Source organism: Herbaspirillum sp. 3R11 (assembly GCF_004563925.1).
Lineage (GTDB): Bacteria > Pseudomonadota > Gammaproteobacteria > Burkholderiales > Burkholderiaceae_D > Herbaspirillum.
In genome coordinates, this window is sequence record NZ_SPNJ01000003.1 from 284,130 (window position 1) to 305,679 (window position 21,550).

A 21,550-nucleotide genomic window follows, 5' to 3' on the forward strand; every position below is an offset into this window, starting at 1 on the left:
CTTAACGACTTTTTTTCCCATGAAAACTATCGACGTCAAAATCCTCGACCCGCGCATGAAAGACCAGCTGCCGACCTATGCTACCGCCGGCAGCGCCGGACTGGATCTGCGCGCCTGCCTGGACGCGCCGCTGACGATCGCACCGGGAACCACGCACCTGATCCCGACCGGTCTGGCGATCCACGTGGCCGATCCCGGCTACGCCGCGATCATCCTGCCGCGCAGCGGTCTCGGCCACAAGCACGGCATCGTGCTGGGTAACCTGGTCGGCCTGATCGACTCCGACTATCAAGGTCAACTGATGGTATCGACATGGAACCGCGGACAGACCGAGTTTGTCCTAAACCCCATGGAGCGCCTGGCGCAACTTGTGATCGTTCCGGTCATGCAAGTGGGCTTTAACGTGGTTGAAGAATTCGACAGCAGCGAGCGCGGCGCAGGCGGCTTCGGCAGTACCGGCAAACATTAAGGAGATCACTGGATGCACGCTCGACACCTGGCTTATTGGGGAAGAATAAAAATCGCGTTGGCAGTCATGCCGGCGGCACTGCTCGCAGCATGCGTCACACCGCAAGACAGCAACACCCTCAACAAACCGGCGCAAACCGCCACGGCGTCCGTCGCCGTCAAGGCGCCGGCCCTCACCCCCGACCAGACTGCATTGCGCGCGCTGACGGCGCAGCAGGACAGGCTGTACAACGTGGCGGCGCCGTTGTTGACCACCAATGCGCAGCTGTGCCGCGGCAATGCGCGCAACCTGCTTGGCTTCACCGCCAAGAACAAGTATTCCTATCCGAGCGAATTCGCCGATGCGGCGCAGTCGCTGGGCTTCGATGATCGCCTGCAAGTCACCGGCGTACTGCCCGGCAGCGGCGCGGCCAAGAGCGGCGTGCAACGCGGCGATGTGCTGGTGGCCGTGGCCGACAAGCCGCTGCAGCAAGGTCCCGACGCCGAGCGCCAGGCTGCCAACCTGCTGGGCCCATTGGTCACCAACGGCCGCGCGCCGATTAAACTGACCGTAATGCGCAACAAGGCGCAGCAAAACGTCATCGTGCCGCTGACGCTGGCCTGCGCCTTCAGCATCGAGCTGGGCAACGCCGACAACGTCAACACTTACGCCGACGGCCGTCGTGTCCTGATTACGCGCGGCATGATGAATTTCGCCAGGACCGATGAAGAACTGGCCTATCTGATCGCCAAGGACATGGCCCACAACTCGCTGGGCCATGCGATTCGCCAGCGTATGGTGGCGACCACCGGCAGCGTCATCGACAACCTGATGCGCGCACGTCCCGATCCGACTGCGGCGGCGGGCACCGGTGGCATTCGCCCGTATCCGCAGGACTTGGACGCGGCAGCCGACAATCTGGCCCTCTACATGCTGGTGCGCGCCAGCTACGGCATCGACGGCTACGCCGCATTCTGGCAACGGCTGGCGACGCAGTATCCGGTCAGCGTGCCAAGCGGCTACACCGCGCTGCATCCGGGCACGGCCTATCGCATGACGGCGATCGACAAGTCATTACAGGCGCTCAAGGCCAAGCAGGCGGCAGGAAAGCCGCTGACGCCGTGATGTGACCCGTAGGGGCAGGATGTCCTGTGCAGGTCACAGGACATCTGTGAGGTCTGCAGATTGAGATCTGCAGACGCCTGCAACGTCGGCGCATTGATGTCTTAGCGCAAAAACTGCGTCACGAGCTCACCGCAAAAACAAAAAGGCCGGAACGATCAAACGTTCCGGCCTTTTTGCTTGTCCACTCCCGACGCCTCTTGCGAGGCGCCGGGATGGCTTGCGGCTTACTCGACTTCCAGCTTCTCTTGTGGCTCTTCCGGCGGTGGCGTCGGATCGTCGCCTTCGGGGAATTCCAGCTTGACCTGATCCTTGTCGTCCAACTCGACGGTGACACGACCGCCCGTCACCAGACGACCGAACAACAGTTCGTCGGCCAGCGCCTTGCGGATCATGTCCTGGATCAGACGCGACATCGGACGTGCACCCATCAGCGGATCGAAGCCCTTCTTGCTCAGGAACTTGCGCAATGCGTCCGAGAATACGGCTTCCACCTTCTTCTCGTGCAATTGCTCTTCCAGTTGCATCAGGAACTTGTCGACCACGCGCAGGATGATTTCCTCGTTCAGCGCGCCGAAGCTGATGATCGAATCCAGGCGATTGCGGAATTCCGGCGTGAACATACGCTTGATATCCGCCATTTCGTCGCCGGCTTCCTTCTTGTCGGTGAAACCGATAGAACGCTTTTGCAGGCTTTCTGCGCCGGCATTCGTGGTCATCACGATGATGACATTGCGGAAGTCGGTCTTGCGGCCGTTGTTGTCGGTCAGCGTGCCGTGATCCATCACCTGCAGCAGGATGTTGAAAATATCCGGATGCGCCTTTTCGATTTCATCCAGCAGCAGCACGGCGTGCGGCTTCTTGGTGATCGCTTCGGTCAGTAAACCGCCCTGGTCGAAACCGACGTAGCCCGGAGGCGCACCGATAAGACGGCTGACCGCATGACGTTCCATGTATTCGGACATGTCGAAACGAATCAGCTCAATGCCGAGGATGAACGCCAGTTGCTTCGCCACTTCGGTCTTGCCCACGCCGGTCGGACCGGAGAACAGGAAGGAGCCGATCGGCTTGTCGGTCTTGCCGAGGCCGGCACGCGCCATCTTGATGGCCGACGCCAATGCTTCAATCGCAGGATCCTGACCGAACACGACATTCTTGAGGTCGCGATCAATCGTTTGCAGCTTGGTGCGGTCGTCCTGATTGACCGATTGCGGCGGAATGCGCGCGATCTTGGAAATGATTTCCTCGATCTCGGACTTGCCGATGGTCTTCTTCTGCTTCGACTTCGGCAGGATGCGCTGTGCTGCGCCGGCTTCGTCGATCACGTCGATCGCCTTGTCGGGCAGATGACGGTCATTGATGAAGCGCGCGGCCAGCTCGGCTGCCGAGGTCAGCGCCGAAGCGGAATACTTGACGCCGTGATGCTCTTCGAACTTCGACTTCAGGCCACGCAAAATCTGGATGGTCTGTTCGACGGTCGGCTCGTTGACGTCGATCTTCTGGAAGCGACGCGACAGAGCGTGGTCTTTTTCAAAGACGCCGCGGAATTCGGTGTAGGTGGTCGCACCGATGCATTTCAGCTGGCCGCTCGACAACGCAGGCTTGAGCAGATTCGATGCATCCAGGGTACCGCCCGAGGCCGAACCGGCGCCGATGATGGTGTGGATTTCGTCGATGAACAGAATGCCGTTGGGCGCATCCTTCAATTGCTTGAGGACGGCCTTCAGACGCTGTTCGAAGTCACCGCGATACTTGGTGCCGGCCAGCAACGCGCCCATGTCGAGCGAATACACGACGGCGTTCTTGAGGATTTCCGGTACGTCGTTTTGCGTGATGCGCCATGCCAGGCCTTCAGCGATGGCAGTCTTGCCCACGCCGGCCTCGCCGACCAGCAGCGGATTGTTCTTGCGGCGGCGGCACAGGGTCTGGATCACGCGCTCGACTTCGGCATCGCGGCCGATCAGCGGATCGATCTTGCCTTCTGCAGCAGCCTTGTTCAGATTCTGGGTGAACTGATCGAGAGGACTTTCCTTTTGCTGGCCTTCGGTCTGCACGTCTTCCGCTCCTTCAGGCGCTTTTTGCGAATCGATCTGTTGATCCTTGCGCACACCATGAGAAATGAAATTGACTACGTCCAGGCGGGTTACGCCTTGTTGGTGCAGATAGTAGACAGCGTGCGAGTCCTTCTCGCCGAAGATGGCGACGAGCACGTTGGCGCCGGTCACTTCCTTCTTGCCGTTGGATGCCGACTGCACGTGCATGATCGCACGCTGGATAACGCGCTGGAATCCCAGCGTTGGCTGCGTGTCGACCTCGTTCGTGCCGGGCACGGTCGGGGTGTTGTCCGTAATGAAATTGGTCAGCGTCTTGCGCAGATCGTCGATATTGACCGAGCACGCGCGCAGCACTTCCGCAGCCGATGGATTATCCAGCAGCGCGAGGAGCAAATGTTCCACGGTGATAAATTCATGACGCGATTGTCGGGCTTCGACAAAGGCCATGTGCAAACTGACTTCCAATTCCTGCGCAATCATGCTTCCTCCATCACGCATTGCAGGGGGTGCCCTGCTTTTCGAGCGTGGGTTAAAACGAGTTCAACTTTTGTGGATGCGATATCTTTGGGATACACACCACACATACCTTTCCCATCGCGGTGAACGCTGAGCATAATCTGCGTCGCAGTTTCACGGTCTTTGTTGAAGTACTCCTGAATGACTGCGACGACGAATTCCATCGGCGTATAGTCATCATTCAACAACAATACCTGGTACATAGGGGGCGGCTTGAGCTTTTGCTCCTGCCGCGCCAGGACTGTACCGTTTTCATTATCGTGCTTGGTTGCCATGCATTTATTCTAGAACCATCAATCCACTGTGCACCGCACAACATGAAGAAAATACCCAATTAAATTAGATATTACGCGTTTTCCTGATAGTGCGCAGATGACATTGAATTATCCTAAATCAAGAGCTTTGGATTCAAATGACGGAACAAAAGCTTAATAATTCCGTTGAAAACGACTTGACTTTTGTATTTTTAACGAGAACAATGGAATTCATTGATAAGTAGTTACTGCTTGTTAATACGAAGGGGGCAAGTTTAAGGGGGGCTGCGGAATGTTTCAATCTCGCGAGGCTTCTTGCTTTTACGGCTCGTGTGATTTTTTTTAATTGAAAGATGCTTTTTATGGCAACAGGTACAGTCAAGTGGTTCAACGATTCTAAAGGCTTCGGCTTTATCACTCCGGATGACGGCGGTGAAGATTTGTTCGCACACTTCTCGGCAATTCAAATGAACGGCTTCAAGACCCTCAAAGAAGGTCAAAAAGTACAGTTCGAAGTCACGCAAGGCCCTAAAGGCAAGCAAGCTTCAAACATTCAAGCTCCTTAAGTCGCATTAAGTCGCTTTTGTAAAAAGCTCCTGTTTCGACAGGAGCTTTTTTTACGCCTGCGCGGTGGACGAACGGCATCTGCGACGGACTATAAAAAAGAGCCGGCAGTTCAGCCCGGCCCTTCTTCAGCAAAAATCGCCTGCCGAATTACAGATTCTCGATTACCGCATCACCGAAACCCGAGCACGATACCTGCGTCGCGCCTTCCATGAGACGTGCAAAGTCGTAGGTCACCTTCTTCGACGAAATCGTGGTCTGCATCGCCTCGATGATCAAGGCCGCTGCTTCGGTCCAGCCGATGTGGCGCAGCATCATTTCCGCCGACAGGATCAACGAACCCGGATTGACGTAGTCCTTGCCGGCATAGCGCGGCGAGGTGCCATGCGTGGCTTCGAACATCGCGACGGAATCGGACATGTTGGCGCCGGGAGCAATCCCGATGCCGCCCACCTGTGCCGCCAGCGCGTCCGAGATGTAGTCGCCGTTCAGGTTCAATGTGGCGATCACGCTGTATTCGGCGGGACGCAGCAGGATCTGTTGCATGAAGGCGTCGGCGATCACGTCCTTGACGATGATGTCGCGGCCGGTCTTCGGATTCTTGATTCTGACCCATGGACCGTCATCAATCACCACGCCGCTGAACTCCTTCTGCGCCAGGGCGTAGGCCCAGTCACGGAAGCTGCCTTCGGTGAACTTCATGATGTTGCCCTTGTGGACGATCGTCACCGACGGCTTGTCATGGTCGATGGCGTACTGGATCGCCTTGCGCACCAGGCGCTCGGTGCCTTCCTGCGAGACCGGCTTGATGCCCAGACTGGAGGTTTCAGGGAAGCGCAGCTTCTTGACGCCCATTTCCTTGACCAGGAAGTCGATCAGCTTCTTGGCGCCGTCCGTGCCGGCCTGCCATTCGATGCCGGCGTAGATGTCTTCCGAATTTTCGCGGAAGATGACCATGTTGGTCTTTTCAGGTTCACGCAGCGGCGATGGCACACCCTTGAAATAGCGCACCGGGCGCAGACAGACATACAGGTCCAGTTGCTGGCGCAGCGACACGTTTAGGGAACGGATGCCGCCACCGACCGGCGTCGTCAGCGGGCCTTTGATGGACACCACGAATTCCTTGACCGCAGCGACGGTCTCTTCCGGCAGCCAGACATCGGCGCCGTACAACTGCGTCGATTTTTCGCCGGCGTAGATTTCCATCCAATTGATCTTGCGCTGATCGCCATAAGCTTTGGCGACCGCGGCGTCCACTACCTTGAGCATGACTGGCGTCACATCGCGACCGGTGCCGTCGCCCTGGATGAACGGAATGATCGGATGGTCCGGGACGTTGAGGGAAAAATCGGCATTGACGGTAATCTTCTTACCTTCGGCCGGCACCTGAATGTGTTGATACATTACGGTCTCCGAGAATAGTGCGGAAAAGAGGGGAATTCTGCCTCGCTGCGGACGCGCACGAGTGCGAACCGATCGCCAGCAACATCGCAGCGAAGGCGATTAAATTCAGGATCAGGTCTCATATAAGACATAAGACATTGATTTATATTATGCACGAGTATTTTACTGGACGTCATGTTTTTGCGACACTGACGCATGCCTCTCATTTTATTCAACAAACCCTATCAGGTAATGTGCCAGTTTTCGGCGCAGGATGACCGCAAAACGCTGGCCGACTACCTCGATATCCCCGGCATCTATCCTGCCGGCCGTCTCGATGCCGACAGCGAAGGATTGATGCTGCTGACCGACGACGGCGAGCTCCAGCACGCCATCAGCCACCCCAAACGCAAACAACCCAAGGTCTACCTGGTGCAGGTGGAAGGCACACCGGAGGCAAGCAGCCTGGAGCGCCTGCGCAACCCGCTTGACCTCGGCGATTTCGTGACACAGAAAAGCGAAGTCCGGCACGTGCAGGAGCCGGCTTGGCTGTGGCCACGCAATCCGCCCATTCGCGAGCGCAAGGATCACCCGACCAGTTGGCTGACGATACAGATATCGGAGGGGAAAAATCGTCAGGTGCGTCGCATGACGGCCGCGGTCGGACTGCCCACCTTGCGACTGGTCCGGATCGCCATCGGACCATTTGCACTGGCGACCGATCCGCTGCTGCCGGGAGAGTGGAAAACCGTCGATCCACAGGGATTTCGCCGTCAGAGCTGACAAACAACTGACAAAATCGACTTTTCAAGGAGAGTCCGCAAAGAAATTTTGTTTTTTGGAATTTTTTGTCAACCAAGCCTTCGGCGCGTCGTTATTGGCAATGATTCATGAGAATCACCGTCTTCTTAACATGTCTAATTGAAGGACTGCAAAATGAAAAAATTGATCGCCGCTCTGATCGCTGGTCTGTTCGCCACTTCCGTGTTCGCACAAGCTGCAGCTCCTGCTGCTGCACCTGCTGATGCTCCTAAGGCTGAAGCTGCTGCACCGAAGGCAAAGAAGGCTAAGAAAGCCAAGAAGAGCCACAAGGCAAAGAAGGCTGCTCCAGCTGCTGACGCTGCTAAGTAATCTTGCTTTCGCTTTGCTAAAAGGCAGGCTAGTCCTGCCTTTTTTCATGTCCGCTGCATTTGTCGGCTTCCTTTATAATCGCCGCATTCCGGCAGATTTCGGATCTGCAGTCGATTTCTCATACAGCCACGTACATTCCATCATGCGTCGTTTCCTGCCTTTCGCCACCCTGCTCGCCACCCTCGCCGCCGTTGCGGTGCCCCTGCCAAGCCAGGCCCAGCAGCTTCAGAAATTCCCGACCACCACGCTCAATGCCGGCCTGTACCTGATCAAGGCCGAAGTCGCCTCGACTGAAGCGCAGCGCGAGCAAGGCCTGATGTTCCGCGACAAGATGGGCGCCAATGACGGCATGGTGTTCGCGTTCGGCGCGCCGGCCGGTGTGTGCATGTGGATGAAGAATACGATGATCCCCTTGTCGGTCGCCTTCATGGACGAGACCGGCAAGATCATCAATATCGAGGAAATGAAGGAACAGACGCTGGATTCGCATTGCGCATCCAAGCCCGCCACCTACGCCCTGGAAATGAACAAGGGCTGGTTCAAACAGAAGAACATCAAACCCGGCACGGTCATCGAAGGCCTGCCGCGTTAAATCCCACCAGAGACGCAAACCCCGGAGCCGGGGCATCAAGGCGTCGCTACAAACCTCGTAGCGCGCCTCCACACACACCCGAATCAACAGTTTCCCGCTGATCAATACCTGGAAATGCAAAAACCCGCCAAATCGCTTGGGCGGGTTGATGTTTTCGAATCGACATCACTATCGATTCATCATTGCGCAGATCTTTGCGTGAGCAAAGATCCGGTCAACAACAAGAATTAAGCAGCCAGTGCCTTCAGGGCAGCAGCCAGACGGCTCTTATGGCGAGCAGCCTTGTTCTTGTGAATGATTTTCTTGTCAGCGATGCTGTCGATAGTCGAGACCGAAGCCTGGAACACGGAAGTCGCAGCAGCCTTGTCGCCTGCTTCGATCGCCTTGCGGACAGCCTTGATTGCTGTACGCAGCGTCGAACGCTGGCTGGAGTTGTGCGCGTTTTGCTTAACAGCTTGACGAGCACGTTTGCGTGCTTGTGCGGTATTTGCCATGAATAATTATCCTAAATCGAGATCGAGAGCATCGCAATCTTGATAACTTGCGAGGCGGAATTCTGTAAAGCCACGGATTATAACCATTTTTCCTCAAACTGGCAAATGCAGCCTGACTATCGCCAGTCGTCTGTTGCAAAAGAGGCTTAATTACCGATATGCAAGATTCAAGGCGAACGTTCTTTGCGCGTCCGCCTCCAATCGCGTCAGCGCTGCGGGAATCCCCTGCAAACCCGCAGCTCCCCCCGAAAACGAAAGCTATAATGCCGTCCCATGAACTTGCATAAAACGCTTGCCACCGTTTCTGGCATGACGATGCTCTCCCGCATTACCGGTCTCGCAAGAGAAATCCTGTTCGCACGTGCATTCGGCGCCTCGGCCTACACCGATGCCTTCAACGTCGCCTTCCGCATTCCCAACCTGTTGCGCCGGCTGTTCGCCGAAGGCGCCTTTTCGCAGGCCTTCGTGCCCATCCTCGCCGAATACAAGAACCAGAAGGGCGACGCCGCCACCAAACATCTGGTCGACCACGTGGCGACGGTGCTGATCTGGGTCATGGTCGCCACCAGCATTGCCGGCATCCTGGCCACGCCGCTGATCGTGTACTTCATCGCCACCGGGCTCAAATACAACCAGGACGCCTTCGACGCCTCGGTGATCATGACCCGCATCATGTTCCCCTATATCGGCTTCATGTCCTTCGTGGCGCTGGCCGGCGGCATCCTCAATACCTGGCGCGAATTCAAGATCCCGGCATTCACCTCGGTGCTGCTGAATGTGTCCTTTATCGTTGCGTCCCTGTTCGTCGCTCCTTACATGGACCAGCCGATCTATGCGATGGCATTTGCGGTGTTCGTCGGCGGCGTGCTGCAAGTCGCGCTGCAGATTCCCGCGCTGATCAAGATCGGCATGCTGCCGCGCCTGTACCTCAATCCGATGATCGGTCTCTCCGACGAAGGCGTGAGGCGCGTGCTCAAGAAAATGGGCCCGGCGGTGTTCGCCGTCTCAGCCGCGCAGATCAGCCTGATGATCAACACCAATATCGCCTCGCGCCTGGCGCACGGCAGCGTGTCGTGGCTGTCGTACGCCGACCGTCTGATGGAATTCCCCACCGCCCTGCTTGGCGTGGCGCTCGGCACCATCCTGTTGCCCAGCCTGTCGAACGCACATGCCGAAAACGACATGGCCGAATATTCGGCATTGCTGGACTGGGGCCTGCGCCTGACCTTCCTGCTGGCGCTGCCCTGCGCGGTGGGGCTGGCGACGCTGTCGGAGCCGCTGACCGCCACGCTGTTCCATTACGGTAAATTCGACACGGTCTCGGTCGACATGACCGGCCGCGCATTGATTGCCTACGGCGTCGGCCTGATCGGCCTGATCCTGGTGAAAATCCTGGCGCCCGGCTTCTACGCCAAACAGGACATCCGCACCCCGGTCAAGATCGCCATCGGCGTGCTGATCGCAACCCAGCTGATGAACTACATTTTCGTGCCGTGGATCGCCCATGCCGGCCTGGCCTTGTCGATCGGCCTGGGCGCCTGCCTGAACGCGGCGTTCCTGTTCTGGGGCCTGCGTCGCCGCAACATCTACACCCCGCAACCGGGCTGGCGCATGTTCTTGATCAAGCTGACCGGAGCGCTGTTCCTGCTCGCTGGCGTGGCGCTGGCGGTAGCGCGACATTTTGACTGGATCGCCATGCGCGCCCATCCGGCCGAGCGCATTGGTGCGCTGTTGCTGGTGTTTGCAGCGTGTGGCGTGGCGTATTTCGGCGCGCTGATGGCAATGGGATTTCGCTTCCGCGACTTCAAGCGCATCGGTCGTTGATAGCTTGTCTGGCCAAGGCAATGTTGCGTTGATGCGCCATTGCCAGCCAAACATTTCACAAGCGCGCATATTTTGATAGCATGTTCAATATATGACGCTTACACCGCTCGAATATTTTTCTTCGCTGGTTCGTCAAGACGATTCGATTCCGCTTTTTGAATCGGCTCTGGCGCTGGGGCAAGATGCGCATCCCGATCTGGATTTGTCCGCATGCCAGATCGAGATGGATACCCTGGCGCTCAAGTTGAAGCAGCGTCTGTCCTCGGATGCATCGCATATCCAAAAATTGCGGATGCTCAACCACTTCTTTTTCCAGGAGCTGGCGTTCGCCGGCAACATCAACAATTATTACGATCCCGACAACAGCTACATCGACCGTGTGCTGACGTCGCGCCGCGGCATTCCGATTTCGCTGGCGGTGGTGTATATGGAGTTGGGACAGCAGATTGGCCTGAACATGAAGGGTATTTCCTTCCCCGGCCACTTCCTGATGAAGCTGTCGGTACAATCGGGCGACATCGTGCTCGACCCGATGAACGGCGCCAGCCTGTCGCGTGAAGAATTGGAGGAGCGCCTGGAACCGTATCTGGAGCAGCAGGAATACGGCGACGAGCTGCCGCTGGCGGCGTATCTGCGCGCCGCCCATCCGCGCGAAATCCTGACCCGCATGCTGCGCAACCTGAAAGCCATCTACACCGACTCCCAGCGCTGGCAGGGTGTGCTCGAGGTACAGGAGCGCCTGGTGATCTTGTTGCCGGATGAAATTACCGAACGCCGCGATCGCGGTCTGGCCTACGCCAACCTGGCTGAACCGCAGGCGGCGCTGGACGATCTGGAGGCCTACCTGGCCTTGCGTCCCGATGCGGAAGACGCCGACAGCATGCGTGAGAGGCTGCCGGAACTGCGTCACGCCAGCAGGCGCCCCAACTGAAGTTGGAGACGCCAGCCCGGCGCTACTGATTGCTGTACTGACTGCTGATCAGCCCTTCGAACGCGCTTCAATCACTTCCCAGCGTTCGAGATTTTCCAGCAACAAACCATCGATCTCGGCGAAACGCGCATTCAGGCGCCCCGCTTCGTCCGCGCCGGACTTGTACAGATCCGGATCGGCCAGCTTGGCGGAAATCGCCGTCTGTTCTTCTTCCAGTTGCGCGATCAGCTTCGGCAGCTCTTCCAACTCGCGCTGCTCCTTGTAGCTGAGCTTCTTCGGCTTGGCAACAGCAGGCGCCGCCACCGGCAGCTCAGCCGGTTTGGATTCACTCTTGCCGTCCGATTTCTTCGCGCTTGCCTGCGAGCTGGCGCGCACGCGCTCCCAGTCGCTGTAGCCGCCGACATATTCCTTCCAGACGCCATCGCCCTCGGAAGCAATCACCTGCGTGACGACATTGTCGAGGAAGGTGCGGTCATGGCTTACCAGGAACACGGTGCCTTCGTAATCTTCCAGTAATTCTTCCAGCAGTTCGAGCGTGTCGATATCGAGATCGTTGGTCGGTTCATCGAGCACCAGCACGTTGGCTGGCTTGGCGAACAAGCGCGCCAGCAACAGGCGATTGCGCTCGCCGCCGGACAAGGTGCGCACCGGCGAACGCGCGCGTTCCGGCGCGAACAGGAAGTCGCCCAGATACGTCATCACGTGCCTGCGCTGGCCATTGACTTCGACCCAGTCGCTACCCGGCGCGATGGTGTCGGCCAGGGTGGCTTCTTCATTGAGCTGGGTGCGCATCTGGTCGAAGTACGCGACCTGCAATTTGGTGCCCTGGCGGACGGTGCCGGCGTCGGCGGTTTCTTCGCCGAGGATCAGCTTGAGCAGCGTGGTCTTGCCGGCGCCGTTCTGGCCGATCAGGCCGATCTTGTCGCCGCGCATGAGGATGCCGCTGAAATCGCGCACGATGGTCTTGCCGCCATACGACTTGCTGACGTTTTCGAGTTCCGCCACGATCTTGCCGGAACGCTCGCCGGACGACACTTCCAGCTTGACCTGGCCCTGGCGATCACGGCGCACGCTGCGTTCGAGACGCAAGGATTCGAGCCGGCGCACACGGCCTTCGTCGCGCGTGCGGCGCGCCTTGACGCCTTTGCGGATCCAGACTTCTTCCTGTGCCAGGAATTTGTCGAACTTGGCGTTCTCGACTTCTTCGTTGTCCAGCAACTCTTCCTTGCGACCCTGGTAGGTGCTGAAATTGCCCGGGAAGGACAACAGCTTGCCGCGGTCGAGTTCGATGATGCGGGTGGCGACGTTGTCGAGGAAGCTGCGATCATGGGTGACGAACAGCACGCTGCCCTTGTAGTCGCGCAGCAGACCTTCGAGCCACAGGATGGAGCCGAAATCCAGATGGTTGGTCGGTTCGTCCAGCAGCAGCACGTCAGGTGCGCCGACCAGGCCGCAGGCCAGCGCCACGCGCTTTTGCATGCCGCCCGACAGTTCGCCGATGAGGGCTTCGCCTTTGAGATTCAGCTTGTCGAGCGTGGTCTCGACCTTGTTGTTCAGGCTCCAGGCGTCGGCCGCATCGAGGATCAGCTGGATGTCGTGCATGCGCTCCATGAGCGCTTCGTCGTTGTCGCCGCCGAACTGGCCGGTCAGCGATTCGTATTCGGCCAGCAGCGCCGGCAATTCACCGAGGCCGGAAGCGACCGCGTTGAAGATCGTCATCTCGGCGGGGAAATGCGGCTCCTGATCAACGTAGGCGATTTTCAGGCCCTGCTGCATGACCAGCAAACCGTCGTCCAGCTTGGAAACGGCGGCGATGATTTTCAGCAAGGACGACTTGCCGGTGCCGTTGCGGCCGATCAGGCCGACGCGTTCGCCGGTTTCAAGAGAAAATTCCGCGTGGTCGAGAAGCGGGACGTGTCCGAATGCGAGCTGCGCATTGGAGAGGGAAATGACTGCCATAAGTATGCCGAGGGATGAGATCGAAGGTCGGGGCGGAAAAGCCTTTGCCGCGACTCAATTAAAGAAGAAAGACCGCATTGTACCGATTGCGCGCGGTGATGGTGTATCTATGCTGCGTCTGGACGCCATCTGTGTACGATCGGCTGTTGCAGCCAACGCAATCCATTGCCTTTGAACAACAAACGATGCGGATTGCGCGGCGTTTTGATGTTCTTTTATTACGACCGCGCACTGAAACGGGCTCCCGCATACATTTGGAAACACAATCGTCGGCCCGATCCGCCGCAGATCGGCTGTTGCGCCCGGCCCATGTTGTAAGATACGGCACGCCCTTCACTACGAAGCCGTTTCAAGATCAAGCTGGCGCACACCACACTGCCCTGACTTTGCAACGGTTTCCAACAATAACCATGCGCTTCAACTCTCGCTTGCACCTTCTTTCGCGTCAACGCGGCTTCCTCAATCCCAACATCGCCAAGTTCCTTGCCTTCTCGGTGCTCGGCCTCGCCATCATCGGCGCGCTGATCATTGCCTATGCGCTGATCTTCATCAATCCGCGCCTGCCGTCGCTGGATGTGATCACCGATTACCGGCCAAAGATCCCGCTGCGCATCTACTCCGCGGACAACGTGCTGCTCGGCGAATTCGGCGAAGAAAAGCGCAGCCTGGTCAAGCTCGACGACATCCCGGCCAACATGAAGAATGCGGTGCTGGCGATCGAGGACAACCGTTTCTACCAGCACGGCGGCATCGACTACATCGGCATCGCGCGCGCCATCGCGACTGACGTGGTGCGCGGCCACGCCAGCCAGGGCGCCAGCACCATCACCATGCAGGTGGCGCGCAACGTCTTCCTGACCAAGGAAAAAACCGTCTCGCGCAAACTGTATGAAGTATTGCTGGCCAACAAGATCGAAGCGGCGCTGAGCAAGGACCAGATCCTTGAGGTGTACATGAACCAGATCTATCTGGGTCAGCGCGCGTTCGGTTTCGCAGCGGCGGCACGCACCTATTTCGGCAAGGACATCAAGAACATCACGCTGGCCCAGGCCGCGATGCTGGCCGGCCTGCCGAAGGCGCCGTCGGCCTATAACCCGATCGTCAATCCGAAGCGCGCGCACATCCGCCAGCAATACATCCTGCAACGCATGCTCGACCTCGAATACATCACGCAGAAGGAATACGACGCTGCCGTCAAGGAAGACATCCAGGTGCGTGCGCCCGGCAACCAGTACAACGTCCACGCCGAATACGTGAATGAAATGGTGCGCCAGATGGTCTACGCACAATACAAGGAAGACACCTACACGCACGGCATCACCGTCACCACCACCATCAACGCCGCCGACCAGAAGGCGGCCTACGATGCAGTGCGCAAGGGTGTGATGGATTACGACCGTCGCCACGGCTATCGCGGGCCGGAAGAAACCATCGAGCTGCCGTCGAAGGATGAAGACCGCGCCCAGGCCATCGATGATGCCATGGACGACTATCCCGACAACGACGACATCCTCGCCGCCGTCGTGGTGTCGGCCGATCCGAAACAGATCCAGGCAGTGATCCGCAGCGGCGAGAAGATCACGCTGTCGGGTGACACCCTGAAGTTCGTCGCGGCGGCGTTGAGTCCGAAGGCCAAGAAGGAAACTCGCATCGCGCCGGGCGCGGTGATCCGCGTCATGCAGGACGGCAAGAAGAACTGGCAGATCGTGCAGTTGCCCGAAGTGGAAGCCACGCTGGTGTCGGTGACACCGCAGAACGGCGCCATCCGCGCACTGGTGGGCGGCTTCGACTTCACTCAGAACAACTTCAACCACGTCACGCAAGCCTGGCGCCAGCCCGGCTCGACGTTCAAGCCGTTCATTTATTCCGCGGCGCTGGAAAAAGGTTTTGCACCCGCCTCCATCATCAACGACGCGCCGGTGTCCTACCCGGCCGGCAACGGCCAACCGAACTGGGAACCGAAGGACGACGATCCGCCGGCCGGCCCGATGGCGATGCGCACCGCGTTGCAGAAGTCGGTCAACCTGGTCGCCATCCGCACGCTGGACGCGATCGGCGTGAAGTATGCGCAGGACTTCATTACGCAGCACTTCGGCTTTGACACCGACAAGGTGCCGCCTTACCTGCCGATGGCGTTGGGTGCAGGCCAGACCACACCCCTGCAACTGGCCTCGGCCTATGCGATCTTCGCCAATGGCGGCTACAAGATCAATCCCTACCTGATCACGCAGATCACCGACGCACGCGGCAAGGTGCTGTCCAAGGCGGATCCGCTGATCGTCGGCAGCAATGCGCCGCGTGCGATCGACGAACGCAACAGCTACATCATGACCAGCCTGCTGCAATCGGTGGCCCAGCGCGGCACCGGCGCGCGCAGCAACTCGCTCAAGCGCACCGACCTGGCCGGCAAGACCGGCACCACCAACGACGCGTTCGACGGCTGGTTCGCCGGTTATCAGCGCACGCTGACGACGGTGGTGTGGATGGGTTACGATCAGCCCAAGAGCTTGGGCAGCAAGGAATTCGGCGCACAACTGGCGCTGCCGATCTGGGTCGACTACATGGGCGTGGCGCTGCGCGGAACGCCGCAATCCGATACGCCGGCGCCGGCCGGGATCCGCTTCATCGACGGCGAGCCGTACTATGAAAACTTCACGCCGGGCAATGGTTTCGTAGCGTCGCTGGGTGTGGAAGGCGGCGGCGTGGTTGATGCGCTGTCGAACTTCTTCGGCTGGTCGAAGAATCCGAATTCGGAAACCCAGGCGCCGCCATCCTCCGGCCCTGCACCTACTCCGCAAGAAAAGGCCAGGGACAACCTGTATCAGGGGCGCTGACCCGGCCGCAAAAAGAAAAAAGCGCAGAAGAAAAATCTTCTGCGCTTTTTTTGTCTGGTGCCCCCGACACGGATCGAACGTGTGACCTATCCCTTCGTACCACTATGGCTTTCGCCACCAGGAAACCTGTTTGTGGTCTGGACTATACCTTGGCCATGGACTTGCAGCCTGCAGGCCGGAGCCGTCTAGTCTCTACACCTTCCGCATCATGAGATCCGATGCGGCTTGGCTCGGTATTGCCAGCAGCCGCTTGCAGCATAAGCACTGCGGGCGCTGTCAGGGTTCACCGAATTTGACTCCATTCACGCGGCGCCTTTCGGATGCCGGTGCCCAATGTTGTTTAGGAGGGGATCGCTCTATCCACTGAGCTACGGGGGCGTGGTCGCTATTGTAACGGCTGCGGAGGTGGAAGGAAAGTTCGGCGGGGCAGATCAGGATCAGGCCTTGCGGCTTTCGAACCAGTTCTGGTCCAGGCACAGTCGCAGCTGCATGCGCGCGCGGTACAACAGGACGCTGCAGTTGCCGGCGGTGATCTTCAGTTCCTTGCAGATTTCGGTAATCTCGAACTCGAACAGCTCGCGCATGGAAAACACGCGCGCCATCACCGGCGTCAGCTTGTTCAGGCAAAAATCCATGATGTCGAAGAACTGCGCCTGCTGCAGCGTTTCGGCCGGATTACCCCAGTCGGCGGGTGCTTCGGCCCAATGACCGGTGTCATCGAAGAGGACGTCGAAGTCGCCCGGGTCGCCGATTTCCGCCGGTCCGGCCTGGACGTATTTCTTTTCCTTGCGCAACACGTCGACGATCTTGTGCTTGAGGATACCCACCAGCCAGGTCCGCAAAGAGGACTTTCCCGAATAACCGGCCGGGTTCTGCAAGGCCGCCAGCAGCGTTTCCTGGGCCGCATCTTCGGCGGTGTCCTCCTGCAAATGCAGGCGCGCGAACCGCACCAGCATGCTGCGCTCGGCAACGACGGCCTGTTCGAAGGACTTGTCGCTCATGATTGGATTGTGCCTTTGCTCATTGCTTGCTCATTGATCTGTACTGCAACAGCCCGTACTGTACTTCGATTTTCGGACAACGGGTGTGCAGGCATGATAATGGACGGCTCCGTTACAATGCAAACACCGCGCGATCCTTCGACTCCGTCGCCCGATCAGCTCGCCTCATATAACTTACAACGAGACTATATGGCCAGCCTTACGCTTTCATCCGCTTCGCGCGTTGCACGCGTCGCTCTAATGACGCTGTCGACGCTCTGGATTGCCGCTACTGCCCCTGTCCAAGCGCAACAATTACCTGACACCATCGCCCAACGCGTCGCGGCCTGTATCGCCTGCCACGGCAAGGAAGGCCGCGCCTCCAGCGACGGCTACTACCCGCGCATCGCCGGCAAGCCGGAAGGCTATCTCTACAATCAGCTGACCAACTTCCGCGACGGCAATCGCCAGTATCCGCTGATGACTTACCTGCTCGATCATCTGTCGGACGCCTATCTGCACGAAATCGCCGCCTACTTTTCCGCCCAACATCCGCCTTACCCGGCGCCGCAACCGGCTGAAGCGACGCCGGCCGTGCTGGAGCGCGGGCGTGCACTGGTCATGAATGGCGACAGCAGCAAGAAAGTCCCGGCCTGCATCGCCTGCCACGGCCAGGCGCTGACCGGCGTGGCGCCGGCGGTGCCCGGCCTGATCGGCTTGCCGCGCGACTACATCAACTCGCAGTTCGGTGCATGGAAAAATGGCGTACGCAAAGCCAAGGCGCCGGATTGCATGGCGCAGATCACGCAACGGCTTTCACTGGAAGACATCAACGCCGCCAGCAGTTGGCTGGCCGCGCAGACGGTTCCGGAAGGCGCGCGTCCGGCCGCCGCAACAACAGTCAAGTTGCCGCTGCCCTGCGGCAGCGTGGCGGAATAAGGAACACGCCATGACATCCCTCAAACGTATTCTGCTGGCGCTGCTGTTGCTGATCATCGCCGTACCGGCCGTCATCATCGGCGCCGAATTCATCGATCACGAGGACGCGGAAAGCACGGCGGCCGCACCGCCGTCTTCATCGGCGACCGAACAGCAGATCGCGCGCGGCGCGTATCTCGCACGCGCCGGCGATTGCATGGCATGCCATACCGCCCGCGGTGGCCAGCCTTACGCGGGCGGGCGCGCCATCCCGACGCCGTTCGGCACCATGTACGCACCCAACATCACCGCCGACAAGGAAACCGGCCTCGGCTCCTGGAGCGCGAAGGATTTCTGGCGCGCCCTGCATCACGGTAAATCGAAGGATGGAAGTTTCCTTTACCCGGCCTTCCCGTACACCAACTACACCAAGATCACCCGCGAAGATTCCAACGCGTTGTTCGCCTACATGCAAACCGTGACGCCGGTGCGCCAGCCCAGCCAGGAACATGCGTTGCGCTTCCCCTACAACAATCGCATCCTGCTGGCCGGATGGCGTGCGCTGTACTTCACGCCCGGCGCCTATAGCGCCGACAGCAAACAATCGGTCGAATGGAACCGCGGCGCCTACCTGGTGCAAGGACTGGGCCATTGCAGCGCTTGCCACACCACGCGCAACGCCTTCGGTGCGACTGTCGCCAAGTCCGACCTGGGTGGCGGCTTGATCCCGATCATGAACTGGTACGCGCCATCGCTGACATCGGATGCAGAAGCCGGCCTTGGTAACTGGGAGCTGCAGCACATCACGGCGCTGCTGAAAACTGGCGTATCGCCGCGTAGCACCGTGTTCGGCCCGATGGCGGAAGTCGTCAGCCGCAGCTTGCAGCATCTCGACGACAACGACATCCAGGCCATGGCGGTCTATCTGAAATCATTGCCGCAGAACGATCCGCCGCCGGCACTCGATACAGCGCAACCAGACAAGCCCACCGCCGATCGCGTGATGCAGGCGGGCGCCAAGATTTATGAGCAGCATTGCGCCGAATGCCACAAGGCCGGCGGTCAGGGCATCGCGCCGGCCTATCCGCCGATGAGCGGCAACCGTGCATTGACCATGGGCTCTGCGGTGAATCCGATCAGGATGGTGTTGAATGGCGGCTTCCCGCCGTCCACGCAAGGCAATCCGCGTCCTTACGGCATGCCGCCGTTCGGACAAATGCTCAACGATCAGGAAGTGGCGGCGGTGGTGTCGTACATCCGGAACAGCTGGGATAACCGTGCGGGCTTTGTGTCGCCGCAGGAAGTGAACCGCTATCGGTCGATTCCGCTGGATTGACAACGCAGACCGTTGTCACGTTGCTGCGACGGCAATGAACGCCGTCGCAGAATGTGCTGACTACTTTTCTTCCATGCTGAGCTTGTAGCCCATGCCGCGTACGGTCTTGACGTAATCGGCGGCCGCGCCCAGTGATTTGCGCAAGCGCATGATGTGGACGTCGACAGTACGTTCTTCGATGAAGGTGTGGTCGCCCCAGACCTTGTCCAGCAATTGCGCACGCGAAAAGATGCGCTCGGGATGCGCCACAAGATAGCGCAACAATTTGAATTCGGCCTGGTCCAGTTCGACCTCTTGCTGATCGATCGTCACGCGATGACGCTCGGTATCGATACCGACCAATCCATAAGACAGGCTTTGCTGCCCGACTTCGGGCGCCTTGCGGCGCAGCAGCGCCTGCACGCGCGCCACCAGTTCCTTCGGTGAGAACGGTTTGGTGACGTAGTCGTCAGCGCCCTCGTTGAGTCCCTTGACCTTGTCTTCTTCCATGCCCTTGGCGGTCAGCATGATCACCGGCAAAGCTGCCGTGCGGGCATCGCGACGCCATTCACTGAGCAATCCCAGGCCGGAGGTATCGGGTAGCATCCAGTCCAGCAACACCAGATGCGGTAGAGCGTCGGCGATCAACTTGCGCGCCTGCGCCGCGTCGCTGGCGATGGACGTGATGAATCCTGCTCCCTGCATGGTGAACCGCAGCAGCTCGGCGATGCTGGGCTCGTCTTCAACTAACAGGATGTGTAACTGGTCTTTTGACATTCGCGGGTATGTTTGACTTGTCATGGGCGACGCCGGTGCAGCGCATTTGCGAGCAGCAGCCCTTCCCGGCTCCTGCTCTGCACTGATGTGTCGCGTCAGGCCGTTACTTTATCAGCAATCCGTCTTGCCATCGTCTGCGCGACGTCCGCCTGCTGCGCTTCGACCATGACCCGGATCAACGGCTCGGTGCCGGAAGGCCGGATCAGTACGCGGCCGCTGTCGCCCAACGCCTTTTCAACGGCGTCCTTCTCGGCTTGCATGCCGGGATTGGTTTTCCAGTCGAAACCGGCCGGGATCTTCACATTGATGAGCACTTGCGGATACAGGCGGATGTCGGCAGTCATGTCGGCCAGGCTCATACTGGCGCGCTTGAGCGCGGACAACACCTGCAGCGCCGAGACGATGCCGTCGCCGGTGGTGTGCTTGTCCAGGCACAGCAAATGGCCCGAACCTTCGCCGCCCAGCAGCCAGCCGCGCTCCTGCAAGGTTTCCAGCACGTAGCGGTCACCCACTTTGGCACGGGCGAAGCCGATGCCCATGTTCTTGAAAGCCACTTCCAGCGCCATATTGGTCATCAGCGTGCCGACTGCGCCCGGCACCGGGCCGGTAGCAAGACGATCCTTGACCATCACGTACAGCAGCTCGTCGCCGTTGTAGATACGACCCGTCGCGTCGACCATCACCAGCCGGTCCGCGTCGCCGTCGAGAGCGATGCCGACGTGTGCCTTGTTTGCCAGCACGGATCGGGACAAAGCCTCCGGCGCTGTCGCGCCAAAGCCTTCGTTAATGTTGAGACCATTCGGCTGGTTGCCGATGGTGATGACTTCAGCGCCGAGTTCATGAAACACGTGCGGTGCGATATGGTAAGCGGCGCCGTGCGCGCAATCCACCACAATACGCATGCCATGCAGATCGAGGTCGTTTGGGAAAGTGCCCTTGCAGAATTCAATGTAGCGGCCCTGGGCGTCGTCCAGACGCTTGGCCTTGCCAAGCTTTTCGGAAGACGCGCAGCCCATGGGTTGCTCGAGCTCCGCTTCAATCTCGGCTTCCACTGCATCGGCCAGCTTGTTGCCCGAGGCCGAGAAAAATTTGATGCCATTGTCGTGATACGGATTATGCGAAGCCGAAATCACCACGCCGGCCGACAGCCGCAAGGCGCGCGTGAGATACGCCACCGCCGGCGTCGGTACCGGGCCGGCCAGCATCACGTCCACTCCGGCGGCGGCAAAGCCGGCTTCCAGCGCAGCTTCCAGCATGTAGCCGGAAATCCGTGTGTCCTTGCCGATCAGCACTGTCGGTTTGGCCGAGGATGACCACTTCTTGGTCAACACCTTGCCGGCGGCATAGCCGAGGCGCATCACGAAATCGGGCGTGATCGGCGCCGTTCCCACACGTCCACGCACGCCATCGGTACCAAAATATTTTGCAGCCATGATTCTGAGTTCTCTCTTGTC

The 21,550-nt window shown here is 59.1% G+C and carries 19 protein-coding genes; 11 read left to right on the plus strand and 8 right to left on the minus strand.

Going from position 1 to position 21,550, the window contains the following annotated elements; all coding sequences use genetic code 11:
- Positions 1–19 precede the first annotated feature (19 nt).
- Together dut and E4P32_RS14740 are read left to right on the plus strand one after the other, a co-directional pair.
- Positions 20–469, plus strand: a complete 450-nt coding sequence (gene dut, locus E4P32_RS14735) for a dUTP diphosphatase (protein ID WP_116435069.1) — start codon at positions 20–22, stop codon at positions 467–469.
- Between the two features lie 12 nt (positions 470–481).
- Positions 482–1,573, plus strand: coding sequence for a M48 family metallopeptidase (locus E4P32_RS14740; RefSeq protein ID WP_116435068.1), 1,092 nt, complete (start codon positions 482–484; stop codon positions 1,571–1,573).
- 224 nt (positions 1,574–1,797) lie between these two features.
- On the opposite strand, the gene clpA is transcribed toward E4P32_RS14740, so the two are convergent.
- Both clpA and clpS read right to left on the minus strand, forming a co-directional pair.
- Entirely contained in the window at positions 1,798–4,104 is a 2,307-nt protein-coding gene (gene clpA, locus E4P32_RS14745; RefSeq protein ID WP_116435067.1) for an ATP-dependent Clp protease ATP-binding subunit ClpA, read from the minus strand.
- Positions 4,101–4,415, minus strand: a complete 315-nt coding sequence (clpS, locus tag E4P32_RS14750) for an ATP-dependent Clp protease adapter ClpS (RefSeq protein WP_116435066.1) — start codon at positions 4,413–4,415, stop codon at positions 4,101–4,103. Before clpS ends, clpA begins: the two co-directional genes overlap by 4 nt.
- Before the next feature lie 341 nt (positions 4,416–4,756).
- Here clpS and E4P32_RS14755 point away from each other — a divergent pair, with 341 nt between their 5' ends.
- Positions 4,757–4,960, plus strand: a complete 204-nt coding sequence (locus tag E4P32_RS14755) for a cold-shock protein (RefSeq protein WP_009665919.1) — start codon at positions 4,757–4,759, stop codon at positions 4,958–4,960.
- A 148-nt stretch (positions 4,961–5,108) separates the two neighbouring features.
- Here the strand turns inward: E4P32_RS14755 and icd are convergent, their stop codons facing one another.
- Positions 5,109–6,362 carry an NADP-dependent isocitrate dehydrogenase gene (icd, locus tag E4P32_RS14760; protein ID WP_116435065.1) on the minus strand — a complete coding sequence of 418 codons (1,254 nt, stop codon included), beginning with the start codon at positions 6,360–6,362 and terminating at the stop codon, positions 5,109–5,111.
- Between the two features lie 195 nt (positions 6,363–6,557).
- Between icd and E4P32_RS14765 the strand changes: the two genes are divergently transcribed.
- From E4P32_RS14765 to E4P32_RS14775, 3 genes are all read left to right on the plus strand, one after another.
- Positions 6,558–7,124: a pseudouridine synthase gene (locus tag E4P32_RS14765; protein WP_116435064.1), complete on the plus strand. Its 567-nt coding sequence runs from the start codon at positions 6,558–6,560 to the stop codon at positions 7,122–7,124.
- A gap of 153 nt (positions 7,125–7,277) precedes the next feature.
- Positions 7,278–7,472 carry a hypothetical protein gene (locus E4P32_RS14770; protein WP_116435334.1) on the plus strand — a complete coding sequence of 65 codons (195 nt, stop codon included), beginning with the start codon at positions 7,278–7,280 and terminating at the stop codon, positions 7,470–7,472.
- Between the two features lie 142 nt (positions 7,473–7,614).
- Complete coding sequence (locus E4P32_RS14775) at positions 7,615–8,064, plus strand: DUF192 domain-containing protein (RefSeq protein ID WP_116435333.1); 450 nt, start codon at positions 7,615–7,617, stop codon at positions 8,062–8,064.
- Positions 8,065–8,291: 227 nt separating this feature from the next.
- Here the strand turns inward: E4P32_RS14775 and rpsT are convergent, their stop codons facing one another.
- Entirely contained in the window at positions 8,292–8,558 is a 267-nt protein-coding gene (gene rpsT / locus E4P32_RS14780) for a 30S ribosomal protein S20 (protein WP_034294187.1), read from the minus strand.
- A gap of 273 nt (positions 8,559–8,831) precedes the next feature.
- Between rpsT and murJ the strand changes: the two genes are divergently transcribed.
- Together murJ and E4P32_RS14790 are read left to right on the plus strand one after the other, a co-directional pair.
- The gene (gene murJ, locus E4P32_RS14785; protein WP_116435063.1) at positions 8,832–10,382 is read left to right on the plus strand and encodes a murein biosynthesis integral membrane protein MurJ; all 1,551 of its coding nucleotides are present in this window, start codon (positions 8,832–8,834) and stop codon (positions 10,380–10,382) included.
- A gap of 91 nt (positions 10,383–10,473) precedes the next feature.
- A complete protein-coding gene (locus E4P32_RS14790) occupies positions 10,474–11,313 on the plus strand; it encodes a tetratricopeptide repeat protein (RefSeq protein ID WP_116435062.1) in 840 nt (279 codons plus the stop codon).
- 48 nt (positions 11,314–11,361) lie between these two features.
- Here the strand turns inward: E4P32_RS14790 and E4P32_RS14795 are convergent, their stop codons facing one another.
- The gene (locus E4P32_RS14795) at positions 11,362–13,272 is read right to left on the minus strand and encodes an ATP-binding cassette domain-containing protein (protein WP_116435061.1); all 1,911 of its coding nucleotides are present in this window, start codon (positions 13,270–13,272) and stop codon (positions 11,362–11,364) included.
- A 410-nt stretch (positions 13,273–13,682) separates the two neighbouring features.
- Here E4P32_RS14795 and E4P32_RS14800 point away from each other — a divergent pair, with 410 nt between their 5' ends.
- Positions 13,683–16,106 carry a penicillin-binding protein 1A gene (locus E4P32_RS14800; protein WP_116435060.1) on the plus strand — a complete coding sequence of 808 codons (2,424 nt, stop codon included), beginning with the start codon at positions 13,683–13,685 and terminating at the stop codon, positions 16,104–16,106.
- A gap of 437 nt (positions 16,107–16,543) precedes the next feature.
- Here E4P32_RS14800 and E4P32_RS14805 read toward each other — a convergent pair whose 3' ends face one another.
- Positions 16,544–17,107 carry a sigma-70 family RNA polymerase sigma factor gene (locus tag E4P32_RS14805; RefSeq protein ID WP_116435059.1) on the minus strand — a complete coding sequence of 188 codons (564 nt, stop codon included), beginning with the start codon at positions 17,105–17,107 and terminating at the stop codon, positions 16,544–16,546.
- Between the two features lie 240 nt (positions 17,108–17,347).
- Here E4P32_RS14805 and E4P32_RS14810 point away from each other — a divergent pair, with 240 nt between their 5' ends.
- Positions 17,348–18,025: a c-type cytochrome gene (locus tag E4P32_RS14810; protein ID WP_116435058.1), complete on the plus strand. Its 678-nt coding sequence runs from the start codon at positions 17,348–17,350 to the stop codon at positions 18,023–18,025.
- Between the two features lie 10 nt (positions 18,026–18,035).
- The gene (locus E4P32_RS14815; RefSeq protein ID WP_116435057.1) at positions 18,036–19,340 is read left to right on the plus strand and encodes a cytochrome c; all 1,305 of its coding nucleotides are present in this window, start codon (positions 18,036–18,038) and stop codon (positions 19,338–19,340) included.
- Between the two features lie 60 nt (positions 19,341–19,400).
- On the opposite strand, the gene phoB is transcribed toward E4P32_RS14815, so the two are convergent.
- Positions 19,401–20,096 carry a phosphate regulon transcriptional regulator PhoB gene (gene phoB, locus E4P32_RS14820; RefSeq protein WP_116435056.1) on the minus strand — a complete coding sequence of 232 codons (696 nt, stop codon included), beginning with the start codon at positions 20,094–20,096 and terminating at the stop codon, positions 19,401–19,403.
- A gap of 95 nt (positions 20,097–20,191) precedes the next feature.
- Positions 20,192–21,529: a phosphoglucosamine mutase gene (gene glmM, locus E4P32_RS14825; protein ID WP_116435055.1), complete on the minus strand. Its 1,338-nt coding sequence runs from the start codon at positions 21,527–21,529 to the stop codon at positions 20,192–20,194.
- Positions 21,530–21,550 lie beyond the last annotated feature (21 nt).